We start from the raw sequence: 18,059 nt of genomic DNA on the forward strand, positions 1-18,059 counted from the left end.
AAAGACTGTAATTTGTGACAAGAAAGGAGCTTTATCTGGCCGGCGAAGGAGTGCGCTTGGGTGCACATAACGGTAAAATGAGGCAAAAATAATCGTAAAAGGCCCCTTTTACCATGGCCCCCGGCAATCCTATTCTCTCAATCGAGGAACCAGAGCAACCTCGATCCCTACGAACCCTGGTATTTCGCCTCACTGTAGCACCCGCACTAATTCTGTCCCTGCTTCTTGCCCTCGTCTTCACCTTGCAACAAATGCACGATCGCCGCCAACTACTATTGAGTCACGGACGTGCCAGTGCCGAGCAGCTGGCTGAACTAATTGAGATGAGTGGCGGCCACCCCGCTGAGCTGCGAATGGAATGGCTGCGTAAAAGTCTGTTGGCACTGATGCTGGAAAAAGATATGGTCAGATCTGTTCATGTCTACTCCACCGAAGCCAGTGCCAAGCGAGCCCTCAACCCCAGTACCGGACTCAGCTTGTTAGCCAGCGTCGGGCCACGCCCGCGAACCCCTGTCAATAAAGATGTCCTTAACAAACGCGAACCCTTCATATTTGAGGACGACGAGACCCTTCAGGTTCTACAGCCACTAAAGGGCGATATCACCACTTGCTGGATCAGTATTGAGCTGCATCGCCCCTATTTCCTGGTGGGAACTTACCAGGTATTACTTGTGGGCTTGGTAGGATTGATTCTATGCACCCTTGCCGCACTAGCTTGGTCCGTCATTATGTCTGAACGCTTTGCCCACAGCCTGATAAGAATGGGGCATACGCTGGAGGCGATTGGTCGAGGCGAATTTGATCGGCGCACCCACGAAACAGAAAACCGGGAACTGGCGCAGCTGGGAAATCAAATTAATGAGATGGCTGAAAGCTTGTCCCATTACCAGCAGGAGTACAAGGCCAATTTATTGCAGTCTATGGATGACCTGCGCCAATCCCTGGACAGTATGGAAGAGCAAAATATTGAGCTGGACCTGGCACGCAAAAGGGCTCAGGAGGCGAGCAGGATTAAATCGACTTTCCTCGCAAACACCAGCCACGAGATCCGCACGCCTTTAAATGGCATTATCGGTTTTACCAACCTGTTGTTGAAAACAGGCATTGATGAATTACAACAGGATTATCTGCAAACCATTTTACGCTCATCAGAAAACCTGTTGACCACTATCAACGATATCCTGGATTTTTCTCGTATTGAATCCGGCAATCTGGTCCTTGACCACATCCCTATGGACCTGGGTTTACTGCTAGAGGAAACCCTGCAAATACTGGCTCCAAATGCCTACGAGCATCACCTGGAACTAGTACCCTTAATCGATTCTCAACTCCCCCCCACCCTGATCGGGGACCCATTGCGAATAAAGCAAATACTCACAAACCTGGTGGGTAATGCGGTGCGCAGCTCGGAGAATGGCAATATACCCGTACGCCTGTCCGTACACAGTGTTAAAGGCTCCGAGCTTATAATCCGCATCTCTGTTTCCGACCTGGGTAACCGAGTTGACGAAGCCAGTCGCCAGGAAATCCAGAGTATTCTCACTAGTAAAACCCCACAGCTCACCCAGCAAATCAGCGCTAACGGTTTGGGCATGTCTATTGCTCGCAGCCTGGTTGAGAGAATGAACGGCTTTACCGGTATCCAAGAAGTCGCCGATGAGGGTAATACCTGCTGGGTACAGTTTTCCCTCCAGGCAGAGCGCAATCGCGGTATGTATCCACGTATTCAGTACCCCGGCTGCCGGATATTGCTCGCAGATCCCAACTCTGCCACACGATCACAGGTGGCCCAACTTCTCAGCCAATGGCAAGCGGAACCCATAGAGCTGGGCGATACAGATACTTTACTACCTGCAATAGAACAGATGTGGCGGCACGACGCCCTTCCCGATGCTGTAATGATTGATACCGCTACCGCAGAGGGAGATTTCGATAGTTTCAGCAGCAAAGTCCAATCAATCGTGGATACTTACCAGTGCCGAGTTATTGTCCTGGGACCACCGGCAGAGCTGCGACGTTGCTATGATCAACTTCGCACCCGAACACTGACCTTCCTCGGAAAACCAGTAACCAGGGATAACTTACTGCGCTCTCTGAAGCGTGCTCTTCCCCAGCAGGGACAGCAACAGCGAGCTAGCGGTGGAGTTAAAGCCCTACCCTGGCCCGCCCCACCTCGTGTACTGGCTGTGGACGATCACGCGGCAAACCGACGGTTAGTGGGTGAGTTCCTGCGCGCACAGGATGTGGAAGTGGTAATTGCAGCCAGCGGTGAAGAAGCTCTGCAACACTGGCAACAGGGGGCATTCGACCTGGTATTTATGGATATACAGATGCCTGAAATGGATGGCATCGAGGCCACACGCCTGATTCGGGAACGGGAAACTGGTCGGCGTACACCGATTATCGCGCTCACCGCCCACGCCGGCGCCGAGGAGAAAGCCCGCTTGCTGTCTGCAGGATTGGACGATTACTTAAGCAAGCCGGTAAGTGAGGCCCAGCTCTCCGATATGATTAAACGATGGCTCAAGATCATCAGTCCCCAAATGGTCGAAAAAGTGAGTCTCGAAGAGATGCGACTAGTGGATATCGGGGAGTGCCTGACACTCGCTAACGGCGACGCCAAACTGGCCCGGGATATGCTGCGCATGTTGATCGATGGCCTCAGCTCAGACGAAAGAGAGCTGGAGCGGTTGTATAACCTGGGGGACTACAAAGGGATGTTCGAACTCACCCACCGCATGCATGGCGGCTGCTGTTATTGCGGAGTCTCACGCTTAAGGGAGTCCACTTGTGTACTACAGGAAGCGTTGCGCACCATCCAGGGCTCCGACAACCAAGCTTTTGATCAGCGTAAACTCAATGCCGTTCTCAGGGAAATCCGAGCCCTGCGGGAGTGGGCCTCAGAACAGGACCTGGATGCACTCTTCGGCCTGGAGGTAGTCGCCTAACAAGATTCAAATACTACAAATGCAAGCGCCGAGTCTTTTTCATCAGACAAGCTGAGATGAATTCTATCCACACCCAGAGTTTCGGCCCTCTCCTTAGCTGCGCCCGCCAGGACCACCTGCGGCGCGGCACCTTTGCGGCGGCGGACATCGATATCCTGCCAGGAAATCCCCTCACCAATCCCGGTACCCAAGGCCTTCGCTACCGCCTCCTTTGCCGCAAACCGTTTACATAGGTATGCTGCACGGATGGGTCCAGCCATCCCATAAAAGTCCTCCCTCTCACCAGCACTGAGGATACGCTCAACAAAGCGATCACCAAAGCGCTGCCACGCAACCTCGATACGATTATAGTTACAAATATCGGTGCCAATACTTACTATCATTTTTTTCCGTAAACCTGTCGAAAAAGCTCTCGGCTCTGCAAGGGCTTATCTCCCAGTACCGCCTGCAATAATAAGCGTGTTAGGCGCTTTGCCGGTGCCAAAGCCTCACTGGGCCAGCGGCCCTCATTCATAGCGCTATCCATACCGAGCAGCTCCACACCTGAAAAATACAATTCTCCCAGACTCTCATCACTGGAGCGGTGGACAGGAATTAAACCCCGCTCAACATCCAAGCGATAAACTCCCCGCTCGCTTATTGAATCTCCTTGCGGGCTGCAAACATTGAGAGATGGACAGGTACCAAGCTCAAGTAACAGCTGTAATTCAAAACGGCGCAATGGACCTTCAAGCTCAAAATTGGAAAGCCCTTCGAGCTCGGAGAGAGACTCCAGTAGGCTTTGATAAGCCGCGAAAAGTGTGTAGTGCGCCTCACCCTCGGGAAGTAGTCTTACCATCAACTCATTAGCATAGAGGCCCGCATAAACTGCTCGCCCCTTGAGCCACAGTGGCACACCAACATTTTCAACAGGGCCAAGTGTCTTAAGAGAGCCAGAGCCCATCAGTGTGACAAGCAGCGGAGTAAAAGGCTGCAGTGCCTGTTGGCGACGCTGCTTATCGCGACGGGCCCCACGGGCGACACAGCCCAATCGACCGTGGTCAGGAGTAAAGAGCTCCAGTATCAGACTGGAGTCCTTATAGGGGCGCGAGTGAAGAATATACGCGGGTTGAGGCGGTTGTGGACTTTTCATAGTACCAGGGGAAGGTTGCCCTGATGATTACTCGTCCCTGTAGCCAAGGCTTCGCAAAGCCCGCTCATCATCGGACCAGCCAGACTTCACCTTTATCCACAAATTGAGCATCACCTTGCTGTCAAACAAGCGCTCCATATCCTCTCGAGCCTGGCTGCCGATCTGTTTGATTCGTTCGCCTTTATTTCCGATCAGGATACGCTTTTGCCCGGCCCGCTCAACCAAAATAGCGGCGCTGATATGCAGGACTTTACCCTCTTGAGCAAATTCCTCCACTTCCACGGTGACCTGGTAGGGCACCTCAGCACCTAACTGACGCATAATTTTTTCGCGGACAATTTCCGCTGCGAGAAAGCGCGAGCTGCGGTCAGTCACCTGATCTTCGGGGAAAAAATGCTGCCCCTCGGGCAAGTGCTTCAAAATAACCTCTTCCAGCGCATCCAGATTTACGTTGCGCAAAGCCGAAATCGGAACAATTTCCGCCTTTGGATGCTGCTCAGCAAGGGCTTGTAATTGGGGTAGCAGGTCCGCTTTATCATCGAGCTGGTCTACCTTATTCACGGCAATAATTAACGGGCATTTAATCCCGCGCAGCTTGTCGGCCACCAGCTGGTCCGCCTCGCTCCAACGAGTACGCTCTACAACAAACACCACCACATCCACATCCCGCGCAGCACTGGCGGCAGCCCGATTCATATAGCGGTTAATCGCTTTTTCTTGATCGGAATGCAGGCCCGGAGTATCGACAAAAATAATCTGATTCGGACCTTCGGTTTTAATACCGAGCATATTGTGGCGAGTAGTCTGCGGCTTGCGCGAAGTGATCGCGAGCTTTTGCCCCAACAAGTGGTTTAACAGTGTGGATTTTCCCACATTGGGGCGGCCGACAATTGCGACATAGCCACAGCGAGAAGGTTGTTCGCTCAAGTAAATTCTCCGAAAGATTTGAAGGTCTCCGGGAGACCCGGAGCCAGAATCGCCCCCTGTAATACCGGGGCTGTCAGGGCGCTGGGACACTGACCCAGCGCAGCTTCTATTGTAAGGTTAGTCCTGCCCGGTGAGGAGCTTGTAAGCTTCAACCGCCGCAGTCTTTTCAGCATTACGACGACTGCTGGCCTCACCTTTTACAGGCTGTGAAAGGCCACTGACACGACATTCCACCACAAAATGCTGTGCGTGCTCAGCGCCAGAAACACCCACCACCTTGTATTCCGGCAGCGGCTTTTTACGTGCCTGAAGCCACTCCTGCAAGCGGGTTTTGGGGTCCTTCACGGTCTCCAATGATAGTCCCTGCAAACGCGGTGCAAACCACTCGAGCACCCTGAGTCGCGCCGCCTCCAGGCCAGCATCAAGATAGATGGCGCCAATCAGGGCCTCTACGGCATCGGCGAGAATAGAAGCCCGACGAAAGCCGCCACTTTTCATTTCGCCTTCACCGAGGCGCAGGCAATCGCCAATCTCCAGCTCCCGAGCCAGCTTTGCCAGTGTTTCACCGCTGACCAATTGAGCCCTCAATCGACTCAACTGCCCCTCCCGTCCATTGGGGAACCGCTCGTAAAGAGCCGCGCCTATAGTAAACCCGAGAATAGAGTCGCCGAGAAATTCAAGGCGTTCATTATTACGACTGCCGTGGGAACGGTGAGTAAGAGCCAATTCAAGTAGCTCGGCCTGGTCAAAATCATGGCCGAGGCGCTTGCAAAGGCGTTCCAATAAAAGATCAGTCACGTTTGCGGAATTGCTCCAGATCTATCAGCGGATCACAGCAAAGTTCTGGCTTCGCGGTGTCGAGCTGCTTATTAAACTTCATCACAACATCAACGTTGTACATCAATGGCTGGCGCAATTCGTAATTGATGCTCACTACAGTTCCCTTTGCGCCACGAACCACCTGCACCGATTTGGTGGGCTCTCCGCGCACATTATTAACCAGGAAAAAACGGCCCAATTCTTTTTTGATCTGGCCTTTGGTCATATTTTCCAGGTTTGGATTTTGGCCCAGGGTTTTTAATGCCTCGTTAACGTAGCGAGCATCTACGTAGGCCGGTGCCATCTTCGAGACACAGGTCAAAGCAAATCCCAACACTGCGATAATCAGCAGCCAACCCCAGTAGCTCATGCCGCGCTGCTGCTGCAGAGAAAAGTTGAGTTTACCACCCATAAATATGCCCTCTATCCTTTATAAATAACCGGGCTGACGCCCGGCTGGTTTCTTTATTGGATTGAGCCTACACGCTTAAAGCTGGGCAAACTGAGCAATTTGTCCCAGTGCATCCAAATAGCGAAAGCCTTGCCGACGATATCCTTCTCTGGGACAAAGCCCCACTCCCGACTATCGAGGCTGTTATCGCGATTATCGCCCATCATAAAGTAATGTCCTTCCGGCACTACACCACTAAAGTTACTGTACTGCCTGGGATGGACACTTTTCTGCATCTCGTGACGATAACCATCGAGATCTTCCCACATGACCTCAGTTTGCGGGTTACTTGGCGGTATAGCCCGGATCAATTCTTGACGAGCCATCTCACCGTTTACATAGAGGACATTGTTCTTCAGCTCTATCTTGTCACCAGGTAATCCAATCACCCGCTTGATATAGTAGGTATCGTTGTTGTGGGGTGGAAAGAACACCATAACATCGCCGCGTTTGGGCTCACCCACATCCATTACCTTGGTACGAGACACGGGCAGGCGCACACCGTAGGCATACTTGTTGACCAGAATAAAATCCCCAACTTCCAATGTTGGAATCATTGAGCCAGAAGGGATCTGGAAAGGCTCAACAATGAAAGAGCGCAGAACAAACACGATCGCCAGAATTGGGAAGAAGGACTTCGCGTACTCAACAACGATCGGGTCCTCTTGCTGGTCTCCAACTTTATTCTTGCGTTGACGGGCAAAAAACAGGCTGTCAATCAACCAGATTCCGCCGCTAATCACAACCAACCAAAGCAGAATCAGAGGTAAATTAATATCCATTACTTTTCTCTACTATCCCTTATTATTCGTCGTGGCGTAGGGCCTGAGCCCTACTGATCCACCTTCAGTACCGCCAGGAATGCCTCCTGCGGCACTTCAACACGGCCCAGCTGCTTCATTCTGCGTTTACCCGCTTTCTGCTTTTCAAGCAGCTTTTTCTTACGGGTAACATCACCACCGTAACATTTGGCCGTCACATTTTTGCGCAGCGCCTTCACCGTGGTTCTCGAAACTACCTGACCGCCAATAGCCGCCTGGATAGCCACATCAAACATCTGACGGGGAATAAGCTCTTTCATTTTTTCTGCCATAGCGCGGCCTTTCTGCTGCGCATTATCACGATGGACAATCAGAGCTAAAGCATCTACACGGTCGCCATTAATCAGGATATCCAGTCGCACCAACTTAGCCGCTTCAAAGCGGACAAAGCTGTAATCCAAAGAGGCAAAGCCGCGGCTTACAGATTTGAGGCGGTCGAAGAAGTCCATAACCACTTCGCTCATAGGCAGTTCGTAGCGCAGGGATACCTGTGAACCCACGTACTGCATATCCTTTTGAATACCGCGCTTTTCCACACACAGAGTGATTACATTACCCAAATACTCCTGTGGCACAAGAATATTCACCTCAGCAATCGGTTCCCTCATCTCTTCAATGGAACCTACATCTGGCAAGCGAGATGGATTATCCACCATCACAATCTCACCATCTGACTGCTCAACTTCGTAGACTACAGTGGGCGCGGTAGTGATCAGGTCCAGATCGTACTCACGCTCCAGGCGCTCCTGAATAATTTCCATATGCAGCATGCCGAGGAAGCCACAGCGGAAACCAAAGCCCAGAGCATCGGACGTTTCTGGTTCATAGAACAGGGAGGCATCGTTCAGCGACAGCTTCTCCAGGGCATCCCGAAAGGCCTCATAATCGTCTGAGCTAACCGGGAACAAGCCGGCATAAACCTGGGGCTTAACCTTCTGGAAGCCCGGCAGCATATCAATGTCATCGGCGCCCTTGGCATGGGTCAGCGTATCGCCCACAGGAGCGCCATGAATATCCTTGATCCCAGCCACCACAAAGCCCACTTCACCTGCGCGAAGTACACCAGTTTCGTGGCGCTTGGGTGTGAAGATACCGACGCTGTCCACAACGTGGGCACGACCGATAGATTTGGTGACAATCTTTTCTTTGGTTTTCAGGGTGCCCTGAACGACTCGCACCAGGGACACAACACCCAGGTAACTATCGAACCAGGAGTCGATAATGAGTGCCTGCAAAGGGGCATTAACATCACCTTCCGGCGGCGGTACCAAGCGAACAAGATCTTCCAGTACATCCTCAACACCCAGGCCGGATTTTGCACTGCAGCGGGTCGCTTCGGCGGCATCAATACCGATAATATCTTCGATCTCTTCCGCAACCTTTTCCGGGTCTGCCTGGGGCAAGTCCATCTTGTTCAAGACCGGGATAACTTCCAGGCCCTGTTCAATGGCTGTATAGCAGTTGGCAACCGACTGGGCCTCAACGCCCTGGGCGGCATCCACCACCAGTAGCGCGCCTTCGCAAGCTGCTAGAGAGCGGGATACCTCATAGGAGAAATCTACGTGTCCCGGGGTATCAATAAAGTTCAGCTGATAGGTCTTACCATCTCGCGCTTTATAGTCGAGCGTCACACTCTGCGCCTTGATAGTAATCCCACGCTCGCGCTCCAGCTCCATGCTGTCCAGAACCTGTTCAGCCATCTCCCGATCGGAGAGGCCACCACAGTCCTGGATAAAGCGGTCAGCCAGGGTAGATTTCCCGTGGTCGATATGGGCAATAATGGAGAAATTGCGGATATGAGAGAGATCTGTGGCCACTGCGGAATAAAAACCCTTGCAAAATCAATTGATTAGCTGGCTGTAGTGCCAACTGTGTGGCGCAAGTCTAACAGAACTCATGGACAGAGGTGAGAGGTAGGTGGCCCAATGGGCCACCAATCACCGCAAAGCGGTCAGCTTTCAATCTTAATTGTACGGAAAGTGGACTGTCCGGCACGAAAGAAGCGAATCGGCAACAGCTCGTCTTGCGGCAGATCCTTGACCACCGTTTTGTACTCACTGATATCGCCCACTTCCTCAAACCCGAGCTGAGCGATAATGTCGCCGCTGCGCAAACCAGCCTTGGCGCCAGGCTTCCCCGGAATCACCTGCTTTACCAGTACTCCGGTTTCCACATTCCAGCGCTGCTTGAGGACATCGGGAATTTCTTCAACCACAACACCAAGGCGCCCACCTACCGCGGAGCTGGGATAAGCCGCCGCCTGAACGCCGTCCTCATCGGAGCCCGGTAAAGCGCCGACAGTGACACTCACGCGCTCGGACTTACCTTTGCGCATTAACTCCACCTGAGCCTCTGTTCCCGGGCGGATCTGACCGACAACGTGGGGCAGGTCGCCGTGCACACCTATCTTCTGGCCGTGGAAGCGCATAATGATATCGCCGGGAAGGATTCCCGCCTGTGCTGCGGGTGATCCGGGGCTGACCTGTTCAATCAATGCACCGGCAGGCTTTCCGAGCCCCATAGCTTCCGCCATGTCACGATCGACATTGCTGATTCCCACACCAAGCCAGCCACGGTCAACACGACCTTTTTCCTTCAGCTGGGCAACGACGTCCTGGGCCAGACTGGCGGGAATGGCAAAGGACAGGCCGATAGAGCCACCACTACGGGTATAGATCTGGGAGTTGATTCCCACTACTTCGCCATCCAGGTTAAACAGCGGGCCACCGGAATTTCCGGGGTTGATTGCCACATCTGTCTGGATAAAAGGAACATAATTCTCGCGGCTTTCATTGGGAATACTGCGGCCCATCGCACTGACGATCCCGGCACTCGCGGAGTAGTCCAGGCCGAAAGGCGAGCCGATAGCTACGACCCATTCCCCCACCTGCAAATCTTCAGAGTCGCCCCAGCGCACCGCCGAAAGGTCATCCGCTTCAATCTTCAACAAGGCCAGGTCAGAGCGCACATCCTTACCGATAACCTGCGCCTCATACTCGCGGCGATCGGTAAGGGTAACGGTTACCTGGTCTGCACCGTCAACCACGTGATTGTTGGTCACGATATAGCCATCTTCAGAAATGATAAAACCGGACCCCATGCTCGCTACCGGACGCTGTTGGCGCTGGCGGGGCTCGAAAAGGTGACGGAAGATGTCGGGAATTTCCTGCTGTAGCTGCGGCTGGCTGCTGCGACTGGTGCGGTTGCGATCAACCGTATTGATTTTGACAACTGCCGGAGAGTTATTTTCGATTAACTCAGTAAGCTCAGGTAGTCCACGGGCATTGGCAGCCCCGGAAACCAGCAGACAAATGACCAATAGATATTGTGTACAACGTTTAACCATAGGTTTGTTACCCCTAGTGATCCCTTCTAATATGAAACCATTGGATTTTTGAGTCCCTTCAAGGGCGAGCCTTGGCATGTCCAGCCCCTTTGGGGACTCTAAGTAACGACTTAGTGGCGAATAGCCCACCAAAGTTCTACAACAAACCGTAAAACTGTGTAAAGAGCTAACAATGTCGGAAATGCGCCCGCGCCCCGAGCGCGGACAATTTCATCTGCCCACCAAACTCTACGGCCAAAGTGTGTTGGGCGCTCCACTGCTCTACTTCCCCGCGCAAACCGGCACAAAGCACGGCCTGATAATGGCCGGCACCCACGGAGATGAAGTAGCCGCTGTGGTCACTCTATCCTGTGCACTGCGCGCCCTCGCAGCTAACTCGTTGAGCCACCATGTAATCCTCGCCGTCAATCCGGACGGCTGCCAGCTGGGTACCAGAGCCAACGCGCGCGGGGTTGATCTCAACCGCAATTTTGCAACGGCAAATTGGGATGGCAATGGCAATGTCTATCGGTGGAACAGTGCTGCAGAAAAGCGCGACGTTCGCCTGGGCACAGGAGACAGCGCTGCCTCTGAACCCGAAACCTCTGCACTCTGTCAATTGATTACCAAGCTGGAACCTGCATGGACCGTCTCCATTCACGAACCCCTGGCTTGTGTCGAGGACCCCAACAACAGCCCGCTGGGGGTACGACTCGCCAGTGATTTCAACCTGCCCCTGGTAGGGGATGTGGGCTACCAGACCCCTGGCTCCTTCGGTACCTGGTGCGCAGAACAAAAACTGCCCTGTATCACTCTCGAATTTCCATCAATCTCAGCCGATGCCGCCAGCGAGGATTATCTCCAGGCCATGATCGACCTACTGACTTACGTCCAGTAAACCCTGCCCGCCTCAAAACGCAGTGGAGGCTCCACATCGCTGGCCAGCCAGGTGGGGCCATCCAGATCTAGGAAACTCGCCCGGGTTCCCAAGGGCCAAGCGGCACGAATAGCTCGAGAGGTACACAGCATACACCCCAGCATAATTTCCAGGCCGAGATTAGCGGCTTCATCTGCCAGTGCCATGGCCTCGGTAATTCCGCCAGTCTTGTCCAGCTTGATATTGATCATCTCATAGCGCTTGACCAGCTTCGGCAGATCATCCCGGGTATGACAGCTCTCATCGGCACAAATGGTCAGCGGGTGCTCAAAAGTTTCCAGGAAAGCATCCTCACTCGCTGGAAGGGGCTGCTCCAGCATTGACACACCCAGTTCGCTCAAATCGTTACAGCGCTGCAGCAGCGTCTCTGCTCGCCAGGCCTCGTTGGCATCGATCACCAATCTGGCATCCGGTGCCGCAGCGCGCACTGCCGATACCCTCTCCTGCACATGCCGGTCATCAAGTTTCAACTTGAGCACATCGGCACCTGCCGCTACAGCGGTCTGGGCGGCACCCGCCATTGCCTCAGGGCTGTCCACCACCAGGGTTTGCACTGTAGATAGAACGCTTGGGGAGGGTAGCTGGTGCCCCTCCTTCTTGGACTCCCAATCCATCAGAGCACAATCCAAAGCATTTCTTGCCGCTCCTGCAGGCATATGCAACTGCAATTGCTCTCGCGTTAGCCCATCGGCCACTTCCTTGAGCAATGGCTGCAATTGGTGCAAAACAGAGGCAACACTCTCCCCATAACGAGCATAGGGTGTGCACTCACCGACACCGATAACATCACCATCACTAACCTCAACTACCACGACCTGGGCTTCAGTGCGCGCGCCACGGGAAATGACAAATGCAGTGCGTAGAGGCCATTGCTCATCGAAACATCGAGCCCGCATAAGGAGTACCTCCGGGCAGAAAAATGAGTTTTCAGTTTAGGTCAGGAAGACGAGGGGTAGCTGAGCGCAAGCAGGGTCTCTAACTACTTCTGCGAAGGTTCAATCTGCAGCAATACTGGGGTATAGGTAGGATTTCCGGACTGGTATCTGCTGTACCAGCGGACCCCTAAAGCACCGACGACCAGGCCAATCAGGGCCCCTATTACTGCGCCGAGCTCTGCAAAGAGTGAATCTCCAATCAGCGCAGCCAGCACCAGAGACACCAGGGGAACCAGATAAACCAGAAGGGCACTACTGGTCAGGGCATTCTCAGTTATACCGATTACAGCAATATCATCGAGGTGGATTTTATCGGAAGGAAAACCATTCAAGGCCACTTTAATGCGGGTCGAGGAAGAGAAAAGATCACCCAGCAACCCGGTTCCGCAGCTGGACTTGGTAGAGCAGCCATTACAGGCGCTGCTCTGGGTGGTCTCCACCCAGATCGCATCGGACTCTATGGCTACTACCCGGCCACGCTCCTGCAGCACCTAAACGCTCGCTTAACTCTTTGCGCTAATCGAGCTGGCGACACGGCGTGCAGTTGTTTCAGGGATTTCACCAACCACCGTTACCGTGTAAGCAACGCCTTCAATTTCCAGGCGATCCATATAAGCTGTTGTAGCTCCGCGAATTGCACGCCCCTTGAAGTCCTCAAGTTCAGGACCGAGGCGCTGTACAAACACGGAAAACACCCCCAGGCCATCGCTGAACACCATCATATCGCCATCAGACAGCGGTTTGACGGAAACCACCCTGAAACCTTCTGGAAGCCATCCGACCTGCCAGCGACTCTGCGAGGCAGTACACTCATTTCGATTGTCGATCCGCCGGGCATTGCTGGAGACTGCCTGTAAAGCAGCATCCTCTACCGGGGAGAGGTCCAGCTGCACAAACTGATAACGCTCAAGTACTCGGCCCTGTGTGCTGACCAACATGGTCTTCAACGGCAATCCGGTTTGTCTATCGAGACTCACCACCAAACCCAGGCGATAGCGATCCCGCGGTCGCGCCTCAATCACAACTGCATCGCGATCTGCGATGCGCTCTTCGCCCCGCAAAATAAATTGGTAGGCCCGCTGCACCTGCTGCTGGCCCGCCGAACTCCAAGCTGTGGCACGATTTCTCGGCGAAGCATTGATGTCACAATTTCCTGCACTACCGTGGCTGATCAGCTCTCTCGGCTCACCGCTCAGATAGCGCACGCGTTCTATCTGCTCGCCTTCACGAACTGCGTGGACCACTTGCAGCGTCTCCAACAGGCCTGCATGTTCGAAGGTCACCAAACCACTGTATTCAAGCTCGGTCACCGCCTTTGCCAATTTGGCCAGCCAATGCTCAACCTCATTACTGCCCACGGCACCCGGGCTTACCAGGGCGCTCTGTGCTGCGGGATTGAGATTGACAACACCAGGTGTTGCCGTCTCTTGTGTCGCTACAGGGCCAGAGGCCCCTTCCGGGATAGAAGTTGCAGAATCAGCTGGTGCCACAGCGGGGCTTTCCAGCTCAACCGCACCCTCGTCTGACATTGCCACTTCCACCACTGCGGGAGCTGTCGCGGGCGCAGTGGCCATATCGAGATTGATAGCGGTGGGAGCACTGGGTTCAACCCCGATGCCACCCTGGGCAAATGACACGGGTGCCAACAACGAAGAGGCCAACAGTAAACCGTTGGCCTTGAGAATCCCGCCGAGGATTCGAAGCCCCCTGGGTTCGACTTTCGTCACACTACATTCCAACCTGTTCGCCGTAAGTGGCGCGAGCGAAGGGCACCATGCCCTGACTGCCCACATGAGCGGCTTGTTCTGAGTGCTGAATCATTACGCGATTCAGGTGGCGCATCAACTCGGGGGTCGGCGCCTGCTGAATAACGGCCTGCCCCACTACACCGGTGCGCTGCTCGGGCACAAAGCGGGGAGCCGCTGTGCTCACAGAACGCGTCGAGGGAGCGGGCACATAGAATCCGGAGGGTTGCGGTGCCGACTGAACAACGGGCTGAGCTTCACGCTCTACCGAAGCTACCGGCTGGCTTGTCCCCTGAATGGTGCTCTGCGGAGAGTCTGTCATTTGCTGCACACCCAAAATGGCAGCAAAGGCCACCGTTGCGGCAACAGCACCACGGGACAGCGGACGCCACCAGCGATTGTTGACCAAACTGCCAGCAACCACAGATCCCCCACTGCCGCTTTGGGACAGAGGCTCTTCCTCGTCGATGGCGGCAGAAATACTCGCTGCAAGACTGGAGTCAACCGGCGCGACCTGTTCGCGGCGCATAACGCTCGCCGCGAGTTGGTAGCGCGACCAGCGCTCACCGAACTCTTCAGAGGCCGCACTGGCCTTCAGAAGCCGTTGCAGCTCCAGTTCGCTGACTTCGCCATCCATGAGCGCCGAGAGCGACTCGTTAAGACGTTCCTGATGATTCCCGTGGGACATAGGGGTTAACCCTCTTGTGCAATCATTTATTCGGTGCCCACAAGCACCATATTTGGTTACATGTTATGACCGGAGTCTGAGCGGTTGGTTTCCCCGACTGGGAAAATTTTCCGCAATTTTAACTCCTGTCACCCAGTGTTTCCGGCTCGCCGGCCATCACGGCCTGGACTGTCCGGTCTATCGCCTCCCGTGCGCGAAATATTCTAGAGCGCACAGTTCCCACCGGGCATCCCATAACCTCGGCGATTTCCTCATAGCTCAGCCCCTCAAGCTCTCTCAGCGTTACCGCTGAGCGCAGATCCTCTGGCAGTGCGCGAATAGCACGATGCACCGCCGCTTCCAGCTGATCGCGAAACATCTGGCTCTCAGGCGTCTCGTTGTCGCGCAGCAGGTCAGCACCCGAATAAAATTCGGCATCCTCCAGTTCAACATCAGAAGATGGCGGCCGACGGCTGCGGGAAACCAAGTGGTTCTTGGCGGTATTGATCGCAATTCGATACATCCATGTGTAAAAAGCACTCTCGCCGCGAAAATTGGCCAGAGCACGATAAGCCTTAATAAAAGCCTCTTGGGTTACATCCTGTACTTCACTGTGGTCCTTAATGAACCGACTCACTACAGCAACAATTTTGTGTTGGTACTTGAGCACTAGGAGATCAAATGCGCGCTTGTCTCCTTTTTGTACACGCTCAACCAACTCACGGTCACTCGTTGACGCCTGATGCGCTGTCATCCCCAACTCCCATATCCAGCCACACTGCGGGCGCCACAAAATTTGACTGCGGGGCCACCGGCGCAGGCGTTTCTTTTACTGTGTTGATGACAATGACAATAGGACATAAGTTCCACGTCAAATCGACGAATAATCAGGAGGCGCTATACTACGCGACCCTTAAACATAATTGAAATCTATGAATGCCCAGGCAAACTACGACGTTCTCGTAATCGGAAGCGGTGCGGCAGGCCTCACACTGGCCCTGCATCTCGCCTCCCAGTATCGCGTGGCCCTGCTCTCCAAACAGAGACTGCAGGATGGCTCCACCTGGTTCGCCCAGGGAGGCATCGCCGCAGTGCTGGATGAGATGGATTCGGTTGAGTCGCATATTGCAGACACATTAGACGCGGGTGCAGGACTCTGCCACCCCGCTTCAGTGCGCTTTACCGTAGAGGAGAGCACTGCTGCGATCCGCTGGTTGATCGACCAGGGAGTGGACTTCACCCGCGAACAAAAGGGCTACCACCTCACTAAAGAGGGGGGGCACAGTCACCGACGTATCATTCACAGCGCCGACGCCACCGGCCGAGCGGTACACAGCACACTGATCACCAAGGTCCTGAACAGCCCCAATATCGACTGCTTTGAACACCGTGTCGCCATCGATCTGATCCGCCAACCAGACCCGGATAAAGGCCGCTTTCGCTGCGCTGGCGCCTATGTGCTCGACAAGAATACCGATGAAGTTGAGCTGATCCAGGCCAAAGCCGTCGTCCTGGCTACAGGCGGTGCCAGTAAGGCCTATCTCTACACCAGCAACCCCGACGGTGCCAGCGGGGATGGAATCGCAATGGCCTGGCGCGCCGGTTGCCGCGTTGCCAATATGGAGTTCAACCAGTTCCATCCCACCTGTCTCTACCACCCCAAGGCCAAGGCCATGCTGGTTACCGAGGCATTGCGCGGTGAAGGCGCCCTACTCAAGCTTCCCGACGGCAGTCGGTTTATGGACCGCTTCGACAAGCGGGGAGAGTTGGCGCCACGGGATATTGTCGCCCGGGCCATCGACCACGAGATGAAGCGACTGGGTGCCGATTGCCTCTATCTGGATATCTCCCACAAAGATCCGCAGTTTGTGCGTGACCACTTCCCCACAGTTTACAGCAACTGCCTTCGATACGGCATTGATATCACTCGTGAGCCCATTCCCGTTGTACCGGCAGCCCACTATACCTGCGGCGGCATTATGGTCGACCGCCACGGCCGCACAGACCTCGATCAACTTTACGCTATCGGCGAAACAACCTTTACCGGCCTGCACGGCGCCAACCGCCTGGCCAGTAATTCCTTATTAGAGTGCCTGGTTTATGCACGCTCGGCGGCGCTACATATTGATGAGCACCTGGGTATGGTGCAGGCGCCCCGCCCATCTCCCGATTGGGACGCATCGCGAGTCACCGATTCCGATGAAGACGTTGTGATCTCCCACAACTGGGATGAACTGCGCCGCTTTATGTGGGATTACGTGGGCATTGTGCGAACCCGCAAGCGACTTTTGCGCGCTCAACACCGGGTGAAACTGCTGCAGAAAGAGATTCGCGAGTTCTACGCCAATTACCGTATCAGCAACGACCTGGTGGAACTGCGCAATCTCTCACTGGTATCGGAACTGATTATCCGCTCAGCCCTGGATCGCCGCGAAAGCCGGGGGCTGCACTACTCCCTGGACTACCCGCATCTGCGAGAACTGGCAATGGACACTATTCTGGTGCCTGAGAACTTTGCCGGCCAGCGCCAGTTTATTTAACCGACTGACTGTTTTAGTTACAGGCGCGGTTCCAGCCCCACTAAGGCCGCCCTGTAACGCTAACGGGAACAGCGGAGTGCTACCTGAAGCCTGCGCCAATCCTGCGGCGCCAGCATATCCCTAGCCAGCACCAAGCGCAGCCTGCGCCCACCGCCGTCCCGGCCGTTGATCACCACCAACCAGGACCAAAGCACCAGCTCACCAACAAACTGGAACTCGCGATTCTCAGCACCATCAGGACGCCAAAACCATCTCCGCTCGCGGGTCGATAAATGGCCTCGCACAGTTTTCATACGGCGCCACTCTCCCCAGACGTAAATTACAACGAGCAGGCTGGCTATCCCAGATAACAATAGTGGCAAGTTACACAGCCAAATAAGCAGAATCGCCAGAAAGGCAATCAGTAAAAGGAGTAGCAGTAAAAGAGAGGAGGGCGCAACGGCGCAACTCAAGCGGGCGCTGCGCTCATAAAGTCGTGGAGTTGAGCTATTCCTGGAGTCCGGTGTTGTCACGAATTATCTGCACTATACGCTTCAACTCCGGGTCAGCCGGATCTTCACGGCGCAGGAACCAGGCGAACAGATCCTGGTCCTGCTCATCGAGCAGGCGGATATAGCGCTGCTGATCCTCGGGCTCAAGGGTTTCATAGACATTATCCAGAAACGGCAACAACACCAGATCCAATTCCAACATGCCACGGCGACTGGCCCAAAACAGGCGGTTGCGATCCATACTTCTTTCCAACCAGGTAAAAAGCGCAGTATACCCCCTGCCCCACCAAACTTGAAAAGGACGCGAAGAACCCCAAATAT

General features: G+C 54.4%; 18 protein-coding genes. 3 read left to right on the plus strand and 15 right to left on the minus strand.

What is annotated here, in order from left to right; genetic code table 11:
• The first annotated feature begins 113 nt into the window (after nucleotides 1–113).
• Nucleotides 114–2,948: a response regulator gene (locus BTJ40_RS15420; protein WP_108733932.1), complete on the plus strand. Its 2,835-nt coding sequence runs from the start codon at nucleotides 114–116 to the stop codon at nucleotides 2,946–2,948.
• Here the strand turns inward: BTJ40_RS15420 and acpS are convergent.
• The 8 genes from acpS to BTJ40_RS15460 form a co-directional block, all read right to left on the minus strand.
• Complete coding sequence (acpS, locus tag BTJ40_RS15425; RefSeq protein WP_108733933.1) at nucleotides 2,945–3,331, minus strand: holo-ACP synthase; 387 nt, start codon at nucleotides 3,329–3,331, stop codon at nucleotides 2,945–2,947. The genes BTJ40_RS15420 and acpS overlap by 4 nt on opposite strands.
• The gene (gene recO, locus BTJ40_RS15430) at nucleotides 3,328–4,080 is read right to left on the minus strand and encodes a DNA repair protein RecO (RefSeq protein WP_108733934.1); all 753 of its coding nucleotides are present in this window, start codon (nucleotides 4,078–4,080) and stop codon (nucleotides 3,328–3,330) included. Before recO ends, acpS begins: the two co-directional genes overlap by 4 nt.
• A 27-nt stretch (nucleotides 4,081–4,107) precedes the next feature.
• A complete protein-coding gene (gene era / locus BTJ40_RS15435) occupies nucleotides 4,108–5,007 on the minus strand; it encodes a GTPase Era (RefSeq protein WP_108735289.1) in 900 nt (299 codons plus the stop codon).
• A gap of 117 nt (nucleotides 5,008–5,124) precedes the next feature.
• Complete coding sequence (gene rnc / locus BTJ40_RS15440) at nucleotides 5,125–5,805, minus strand: ribonuclease III (protein WP_108733935.1); 681 nt, start codon at nucleotides 5,803–5,805, stop codon at nucleotides 5,125–5,127.
• Nucleotides 5,798–6,238 (minus strand): DUF4845 domain-containing protein, encoded by a 441-nt coding sequence (locus BTJ40_RS15445; RefSeq protein WP_108733936.1) that lies wholly within the window; start codon nucleotides 6,236–6,238, stop codon nucleotides 5,798–5,800. The genes rnc and BTJ40_RS15445 overlap by 8 nt, the downstream gene beginning before the upstream one ends.
• A gap of 53 nt (nucleotides 6,239–6,291) precedes the next feature.
• Complete coding sequence (lepB, locus tag BTJ40_RS15450) at nucleotides 6,292–7,059, minus strand: signal peptidase I (RefSeq protein WP_108733937.1); 768 nt, start codon at nucleotides 7,057–7,059, stop codon at nucleotides 6,292–6,294.
• A gap of 50 nt (nucleotides 7,060–7,109) precedes the next feature.
• Nucleotides 7,110–8,915 carry a translation elongation factor 4 gene (gene lepA, locus BTJ40_RS15455; RefSeq protein ID WP_108733938.1) on the minus strand — a complete coding sequence of 602 codons (1,806 nt, stop codon included), beginning with the start codon at nucleotides 8,913–8,915 and terminating at the stop codon, nucleotides 7,110–7,112.
• Nucleotides 8,916–9,049: 134 nt separating this feature from the next.
• Complete coding sequence (locus tag BTJ40_RS15460) at nucleotides 9,050–10,444, minus strand: Do family serine endopeptidase (protein WP_108733939.1); 1,395 nt, start codon at nucleotides 10,442–10,444, stop codon at nucleotides 9,050–9,052.
• A gap of 172 nt (nucleotides 10,445–10,616) precedes the next feature.
• Here BTJ40_RS15460 and mpaA point away from each other — a divergent pair, with 172 nt between their 5' ends.
• Complete coding sequence (gene mpaA / locus BTJ40_RS15465; protein ID WP_108733940.1) at nucleotides 10,617–11,321, plus strand: murein tripeptide amidase MpaA; 705 nt, start codon at nucleotides 10,617–10,619, stop codon at nucleotides 11,319–11,321.
• On the opposite strand, the gene ycjG is transcribed toward mpaA, so the two are convergent.
• The 5 genes from ycjG to rpoE all read right to left on the minus strand — a co-directional run bounded on the left by ycjG (nucleotide 11,309) and on the right by rpoE (nucleotide 15,461).
• Nucleotides 11,309–12,256 (minus strand): L-Ala-D/L-Glu epimerase, encoded by a 948-nt coding sequence (gene ycjG, locus BTJ40_RS15470; protein WP_108733941.1) that lies wholly within the window; start codon nucleotides 12,254–12,256, stop codon nucleotides 11,309–11,311. The genes mpaA and ycjG overlap by 13 nt on opposite strands.
• 83 nt (nucleotides 12,257–12,339) lie before the next feature.
• A complete protein-coding gene (locus BTJ40_RS15475; RefSeq protein WP_108733942.1) occupies nucleotides 12,340–12,786 on the minus strand; it encodes a SoxR reducing system RseC family protein in 447 nt (148 codons plus the stop codon).
• Nucleotides 12,787–12,798: 12 nt separating this feature from the next.
• On the minus strand, nucleotides 12,799–14,022 hold the full coding sequence (locus BTJ40_RS15480) for a MucB/RseB C-terminal domain-containing protein (RefSeq protein WP_192879339.1): 1,224 nt from the start codon (nucleotides 14,020–14,022) through the stop codon (nucleotides 12,799–12,801).
• 1 nt (nucleotide 14,023) lies between these two features.
• Complete coding sequence (locus BTJ40_RS15485) at nucleotides 14,024–14,728, minus strand: sigma-E factor negative regulatory protein (RefSeq protein WP_108733944.1); 705 nt, start codon at nucleotides 14,726–14,728, stop codon at nucleotides 14,024–14,026.
• A 118-nt stretch (nucleotides 14,729–14,846) separates the two neighbouring features.
• Complete coding sequence (rpoE, locus tag BTJ40_RS15490; protein WP_108733945.1) at nucleotides 14,847–15,461, minus strand: RNA polymerase sigma factor RpoE; 615 nt, start codon at nucleotides 15,459–15,461, stop codon at nucleotides 14,847–14,849.
• Between the two features lie 178 nt (nucleotides 15,462–15,639).
• Between rpoE and nadB the strand changes: the two genes are divergently transcribed.
• Nucleotides 15,640–17,247 (plus strand): L-aspartate oxidase, encoded by a 1,608-nt coding sequence (gene nadB / locus BTJ40_RS15495; protein WP_108733946.1) that lies wholly within the window; start codon nucleotides 15,640–15,642, stop codon nucleotides 17,245–17,247.
• 59 nt (nucleotides 17,248–17,306) lie between these two features.
• On the opposite strand, the gene BTJ40_RS15500 is transcribed toward nadB, so the two are convergent.
• Together BTJ40_RS15500 and BTJ40_RS15505 are read right to left on the minus strand one after the other, a co-directional pair.
• A complete protein-coding gene (locus BTJ40_RS15500) occupies nucleotides 17,307–17,759 on the minus strand; it encodes a protein YgfX (RefSeq protein WP_157954107.1) in 453 nt (150 codons plus the stop codon).
• Nucleotides 17,734–17,979 (minus strand): succinate dehydrogenase assembly factor 2, encoded by a 246-nt coding sequence (locus BTJ40_RS15505; protein ID WP_108733948.1) that lies wholly within the window; start codon nucleotides 17,977–17,979, stop codon nucleotides 17,734–17,736. Before BTJ40_RS15505 ends, BTJ40_RS15500 begins: the two co-directional genes overlap by 26 nt.
• Nucleotides 17,980–18,059: the final 80 nt, after the last annotated feature.

The sequence above is a fragment of the Microbulbifer sp. A4B17 genome, assembly GCF_003076275.1.
Classification (GTDB): domain Bacteria; phylum Pseudomonadota; class Gammaproteobacteria; order Pseudomonadales; family Cellvibrionaceae; genus Microbulbifer.